Below are 6093 nucleotides of genomic sequence, written 5' to 3'. Positions count from 1 at the left end.
TCCCTCCGGTCCTTCGCGCTGGCCGCCGCCGCCTTCTCCGCGGGCTGGTCGCTGATGATGATGGAAATCCTCGGCGGACGGCTGATGGCGCCGCATTTCGGCTATTCGGTCTATCAATGGGGCGCCGTCATCGGCGTGGTGATGACCTTCATGGCCGCCGGCTATTGGACCGGCGGGCAGCTCGGCGACGGGCCGAAGGCGGTGCCGGCGCTGCGCGCCGCCCTTATGGCCGGGATCGCCGCGGCGGCGCTGACGCCCTGGCTGGGAAAGCCGATGCTGGCCGATGCCGCGGGCCGCTTCAACGCGGTGGAGGGGTCGGTCGTCGGGGCGGCGCTGATCCTCGGGCTGCCGTCCTTCGCGCTGGCCATGGTGTCGCCGATCTGCGCGGGCTTGAGCAGCCTGACCGGCGCGGCGGCGGCGGGGCGGATCTACGCGGTCGGCACGCTGGGCAGCATCGGCGGCACCTTCTTCGCCTCCTTCTACGCGATCCCCGAGGTCGGAGTGTCGGCGGGCTACGCCCTGGCGGCGGTGCTGCCGGCGCTCGCCTGCCTGTTCGTTCCGGGTGGGAAACGGGTGGCCGCCGCCGCGGCTCTGGCGGTTCCCCTGGCCTGGGCCGCCGGCCATGGCGAGGGGCAGGGCTTCGCCCTCTACCGCGAGACGCCGCACAACACGATCATGGTGCAGGAGGACGCCGAGCAGATCCGCCTGCATCTGAACGTGGCCTGGGCCACCCAGTCGCGGCTGCGCAAGGACGGCGGCCCGACCGGCCTCTACTACGACCTGTTCGCCGCCGCCCCGGCCCTGGGAAACGGCACGCGCGTCCTGGTGCTGGGGTTGGCCGGCGGGGCCGCGGCCAAGGAAATCCTCGACAGCTGGCCCGGCGCCGACATCCTGGGGGTGGAGCTGGACCCCGCGGTGGTCGAGGTGGCGCGCGAGAGGTTCGGCCTGCGGCCCGAGGTGCGCGTCGCCGTGGAGGACGCCCGCCGCCATGTCGAGCGGTCGCCGGAGCAGCACGACGTGGTGATCGTCGACCTCTATTCGACCGCCCTGATTCCCTTCTTCACCGCGACCAAAGAGTTCTTCACGGCGGTGGAGCGGCGGGTGGCGCCGGGCGGCGTGCTGGTCATGAACGTCGCCTCCCCCATGGACCGCGACGCCCTGGTCGGGCCGCTGGCGGCGACGCAGGGGGCGGTCTTCCCGTCGGTGTACGTTGCCGACGCCGGGCGCGGGAATTACCTGCTGATCGCCACGAAGGAGGCGCGTACACTCGAGGAGCTGAGCGTACGCCTGCGCGCCGCTCCGGCGGGTGCGGCGTACGCGGCCTCGCGCATCCTGGAGACGCTGGCCCCCGCCGAACTGGCCGGGCATCCGGTGCTGACCGACGACCGCTCCGACATCGACCAGCGCAGTCTCACCGCGCTTTACGGCCGCTGATGCTTTAAGTGATGGCGTCCAGCGCGTCGATGCCGATGCCGCCCGGCACGATGGTCAGCGGAATGCGCATCTTGGCGAGGCCGCGGTTGGTGAAGTAGGAGATCAGCGGCCCCGGTCCTTCCGGATCGACACCGGCGGCCAGTACGAGGATGGAGATGCTCGGCTCCTCGTCGATCAGGGCCAGCACTTCGTCGCGGCGGTTGCCCTCGCGCACGTACAGGGCCGGCAGGGTGCCGGTCAGCCGGTTCACGTCGCGGGCCAACTTCTGCAGCTTCTGCTCCGCCTCCGCGCGCTGCTCCTCGCGCATCAGGTTTTCCAGGGCCAGCCACTGCTGCACCTCGCCCGGCTCGATGACGTAGAGCAGCGCCACCTTGCCCCCCGACTTGCGGGCGCGCAGACAGGCGTAGCGCAGGGCGAGCTGAAGCTCCGGGCTCTCGTCCACCACGACCAGGAAGATGCGGACCGGCGGCTTGGCCGTGGCTTCCGGTTCGGGAGCGGCCGGGCCAGTCACTGTGGAAGCGGTCGCAATCGGATCGGTCGCAATCGGATCGGACATGGGTCACACCCTCCGGAAGATGGCGCCGGCCAGCCAGCCGGCGGCGATGGCGCCAATCACCGCGGCAACACCGTAAATCATCGGCTGGTTGCGCGCAAAGTCGTAGATTTCCGCGCTGAAGCCGACCTTGGACACCACCAGCGGCGTGGTCTGGGCGCTGACCACCTCGCCGTCGCGGATCAGCAGCGCTTCCACATTGTACAGCCCCGTCGGCACGTTGGCCGGGAAATAGATGTTGGTCCGGAACAGACGCTCGCCCAGGAAGGCCACCTGCCCCAGCGTGATGCCGTAGAGCCCGGCCCGCTGCTTGTTGCGGATCAGGGCGGAGCGGAACAGGGCGAGCTGGTCCGGGGCCAGCTGCTCGCGCGGGCCGAGCTGGAGGTTCGGCAGGCCGATCTGGTGGCGCTCCAGCACCGGGCGGCCGACGAACTGGTCCAGCGGGCGGTTCGTCGCGACCATGTAGTAGCCGGGCACCTGCTCGAACCGCACGCTGCGCGCGTTGATCCAGATGCCGGCGATCCGCTCCTTGCGGCGCACCGTGACCGGGGTGCGCGGGCCGGTCACCACGATGGCGACGTCGCCCGCCCCGTCGGTGGTGCCGAACAGCACGACCTCCGTCCCGGTGAAGCCGGTGGTGATGGCGATCAGGTGGCTCGACAGGTCGGCGACGAGCTGCTGCGCCCAGACCGTGGCGGCCAGGAACACCCCCGCCAGAAGCCCCACCAGCCCGCCGGCGATCCGGACGGACCACAGCCGCCCGGCGCCCTTGCGGACAGCGCTCACGACATCCTCGTCGAGATGGTGAAGACGTCGTTGGGCTCCACCACCAGATCGAAGGCGAGCTTCAGCGCCACCGCGACGACCAGCGAGGCCAGAAGAAGGCGCGCCTGCTCGCCGCGCAGCCGGCCGCCGGCCTTGGTGCCGAACTGCGCGCCGACCACCCCGCCGATCAGCAGCAGCAGCGCCAGCATCACGTCCACCGTCTGGTTGGTCGCCGCCTGGAGCAGCGTCGCCATCGCCGTGGTGAAGATGATCTGGAACAGCGAGGTGCCGGCCACGAGACCGGTCGGCATGTTCAGCAGATAGATCATCGCCGGCACCAGCATGAAGCCGCCGCCGATGCCCATGATCGCCACCAGCATGCCGCCGACCGCCCCGATCCCGGCCGGCAGCAGGGCGGAGATGTAGAGCTTGGAGCGCTGGAACCGCATCTTCAGCGGCAGGCCGTGCAGCCACATGTGGCGGTGCAGCTTGCCCCGCTTGGCGGTGGGGGCGCGGCGGCGGATCAGCGCGCGGCTGGCCTCCACCATCATCATCGTGCCGATGGTGCCGAGGAAGAAGACGTAGGACAGCGTGATCGCCGCGTCGATCTGGCCGATCCGCTGCAAAATGGAGAAGATCCAGACGCCGACCACCGTGCCGACCATGCCGCCCAGCAGCATGACGACGCCGAGCTTGACGTCCACGTTGCCGCGGCGCCAGTGGGCGAGCACGCCCGAGACGCTGGCGGCGACGAGCTGGTTGGCCTGGGTGCCCACCGCGATGGCGGGCGGAACGCCGATGAAGATCAGCAGCGGCGTCATCAGGAAGCCGCCGCCCACCCCGAACATCCCGGACAGGAAGCCGACGAGCCCCCCCATGCCGAGCACGAGCAGGGCGTTGACCGACATCTCGGCGATCGGCAGATAGACTTGCATGGGGACGGAGCCGGCGGACGGGAAGGTCCGCCAGCTTATACCCTACAGGCGCTGCTCCGGCAATTAGGCCGGAACGCCCGCGTCTTTAAGCAGATCGGCCAGCACGACGTCCGGGCGGGCGCCGACATGGCTGATGATCTCCGCCGCGGCCAGTGCGCCGATGCGGCCGCAGACCGCCGGGGCCATGCCGCGGGTGAAGCCGTACAGGAAGCCCGCGGCGTAGAGGTCGCCGGCCCCGGTGGTGTCGACCACGCGGGCCACCGGGGATGCGGGAACCTCGACCACCTCGCCGCCGGAGACGATGACGGCGCCCTTCTCGCTGCGCGTCAGGGCGGCGGTCTTGCCGAGGCGCTTCACCGCCTCCAGCGCGTCCTCGAAGCGGTCGGTCTTGTAGAGGGCGGTGATCTCATGCTCGTTGGCGAACAGGATGTCGACATAGCCCTCGACGAGGTCCAGGAACTCCGCGTGGTGGCGGTGGACGCAGAAGCTGTCGGACAGCGAGAGCGACACCTTGCGTCCGGCGCCGTGGGCGGTGGACGCCGCCTTGCGGAAGGCTTCCTTGGCGCGGGGCGGGTCCCACAGATAGCCTTCCAGGTAGGTGACCTGCGAGTTGGCGATCAGCGCCTCGTCGATGTCCTCCGGCCCCAGCTCCACGCAGGCGCCGAGGAAGGTGTTCATGGAGCGCTGGGCGTCCGGCGTCACCAGGATCAGGCAGCGCGCCGTCGGGGCGCCGCCGTGGCCGGCCGCCGTCTCGAAATGCACGCCGGCGGCGCGGATGTCGTGGCGGAAGACCTGGCCGAGCTGGTCGCCGTGGACCTTGCCGATGTAGGCCCCCCGGCCGCCCAGCGAGGCGATGCCCGCCATGGTGTTGCCGGCGGAGCCGCCCGACACCTCGATACCCGGACCCATGCGGCCGTACAGCTCCTCGGCGCGGGCGGCGTCGATCAGCGTCATCGCCCCCTTCTCGATGCCGTTGGCCGTGAGAAAGGCGTCGTCGGCATGGGCGATCACGTCGACGATGGCGTTGCCGATGCCGGTGACGTCGAATTCGGCCGTGGCCATGGGCGCTCCTTGGAAATGCTGGGGAAATACGGTGTCGGAACCGTGGAAGGAAACCGGGCGCGAGTATAGCGGCCCGTCTCCACATCTCAAGCGCGGCGCAAGGCCCCCTGGAATGGAACGGCCCGCCGTCGTAGATAAGCGTCGCCCGACCGCAACGGCCCCATAGAGAGAGTCCGTATGATCCGCGCCCTGCTTCTCGCCATCGGACAGCTTTCCGACCCGGCGTCCCGCCGCGTCGTGTGGATCGGCGTGCTGTCCGCCATCACGGCCTTCGCCCTGCTGGCCGGGGCCGTGTGGTGGGCGCTGTTCCACACCGCACTGACCGGCTACGCCTGGGTGGACGGGGTGCTGGACGTGCTGGGCGGGCTGGCCGTGCTGCTGCTGGCCTGGGTGCTGTTCCCCGCAACGGTCGGCATGGTGTCCAGCTTCTTCCTGGACGAGGTGGTGCAGGCGGTGGAGCGGCGCCACTATCCCCAGTTGCCGCCGCCCCGCCAGACGGGCCTTGGGGAAGAACTGCTGACCGCGCTGCGCTTTTTCGCCATCGTGCTGCTGGTCAATCTGTTCGCCCTGCCCCTGTATCTGATGGTGCCGGGGTTGAACCTGCTGATCTTCTACACCGCGAACGGCTATCTTCTCGGCCGCGAATATTTCGAGATGGTGGCGATCCGGCGGATGGGACGGAAGGAGGCGGGGTTTCTGCGGCGCTCCAATCCGTTGAAACCATTTTTGGCTGGCGCGGTAATTGCCTTTCTTTCGACAATTCCTTTCGTCAACCTGCTGGTGCCGGTGATCGCGAGCGCCTTCATGGTCCACATCTACCATTCCATGACGGGGTCCATGACGGGCCTTTCCCGCCGGGAAGGGCTGTGACGGACCGCGGTGCGGCGCGGCCCCGACCGTGCACCAAAGCCCACTTGCGGCCGGCCGGATGACCGTGTTACCCCCGCGGGGTGGTCTTTTGGCTGCTGTCGGTCGGGCCCGGTCATGCGTCACCGACTCCGATGACCCGACCTCGACGACCTGCCAACCTTCACGACCTGACTGACCTGGGGATCAACGTTCATGCTGTTCGGACGAAAGAATCCGCCCGTCGGTGCGCCGAAGACCCAAAGCGCCGACCCGGCCGCACCGCAGGCGGGCGCCGCCCGAACCACCGCGGCGGGGTCGCCCCCCGCCCCCCCCTGCAACCCGTCCCCGGCCGAACCCCCGGCCCGCCCCCCCCCCGCCCCCCCCCCCCCCCCACCCCAGCCCAGTTACTCCACAGGAACCGCGAGGGAAAAGACACCCCCCCAACCACCCGGCGGACCCCCCCCATCCCGTTCTGGCATCCAAGCGGCGGACCCT

At 69.9% G+C, this 6093-nt stretch carries 6 protein-coding genes; 2 read left to right on the top strand and 4 right to left on the bottom strand.

Annotation, left to right across the window (positions count from 1 at the left end; all coding sequences use genetic code 11):
* Nucleotides 1-1434, top strand: a 1434-nt coding sequence (locus tag GBZ26_RS26030; RefSeq protein WP_174441321.1) for a fused MFS/spermidine synthase, incomplete at its 5' end; no start/stop codon positions are given.
* Nucleotides 1435-1438: 4 nt separating this feature from the next.
* Here the strand turns inward: GBZ26_RS26030 and GBZ26_RS26025 are convergent.
* The 4 genes from GBZ26_RS26025 to GBZ26_RS26010 form a co-directional block, all read right to left on the bottom strand.
* Nucleotides 1439-1990 (bottom strand): universal stress protein, encoded by a 552-nt coding sequence (locus tag GBZ26_RS26025; protein ID WP_211104968.1) that lies wholly within the window; start codon nt 1988-1990, stop codon nt 1439-1441.
* Nucleotides 1991-1993: 3 nt separating this feature from the next.
* Nucleotides 1994-2773 (bottom strand): TIGR02186 family protein, encoded by a 780-nt coding sequence (locus tag GBZ26_RS26020; protein ID WP_145623130.1) that lies wholly within the window; start codon nt 2771-2773, stop codon nt 1994-1996.
* Nucleotides 2770-3687 carry a sulfite exporter TauE/SafE family protein gene (locus GBZ26_RS26015; protein ID WP_014238878.1) on the bottom strand — a complete coding sequence of 306 codons (918 nt, stop codon included), beginning with the start codon at nt 3685-3687 and terminating at the stop codon, nt 2770-2772. The genes GBZ26_RS26020 and GBZ26_RS26015 overlap by 4 nt, the downstream gene beginning before the upstream one ends.
* Nucleotides 3688-3750: 63 nt before the next feature.
* Nucleotides 3751-4749 carry an adenosine kinase gene (locus GBZ26_RS26010; protein WP_174441320.1) on the bottom strand — a complete coding sequence of 333 codons (999 nt, stop codon included), beginning with the start codon at nt 4747-4749 and terminating at the stop codon, nt 3751-3753.
* A 177-nt stretch (nt 4750-4926) separates the two neighbouring features.
* On the opposite strand from GBZ26_RS26010, the gene GBZ26_RS26005 reads away from it, so the two are divergent.
* Nucleotides 4927-5619: an EI24 domain-containing protein gene (locus GBZ26_RS26005; protein ID WP_174441319.1), complete on the top strand. Its 693-nt coding sequence runs from the start codon at nt 4927-4929 to the stop codon at nt 5617-5619.
* Nucleotides 5620-6093: the final 474 nt, after the last annotated feature.

Origin of the sequence: Azospirillum formosense, assembly GCF_013340925.1 — a bacterium.
Taxonomy (GTDB): Bacteria; Pseudomonadota; Alphaproteobacteria; order Azospirillales; family Azospirillaceae; genus Azospirillum; species Azospirillum formosense.
The sequence above is the reverse complement of the archived record's forward strand: the minus strand, read 5'-3'. Positions and strand labels throughout refer to the sequence as shown.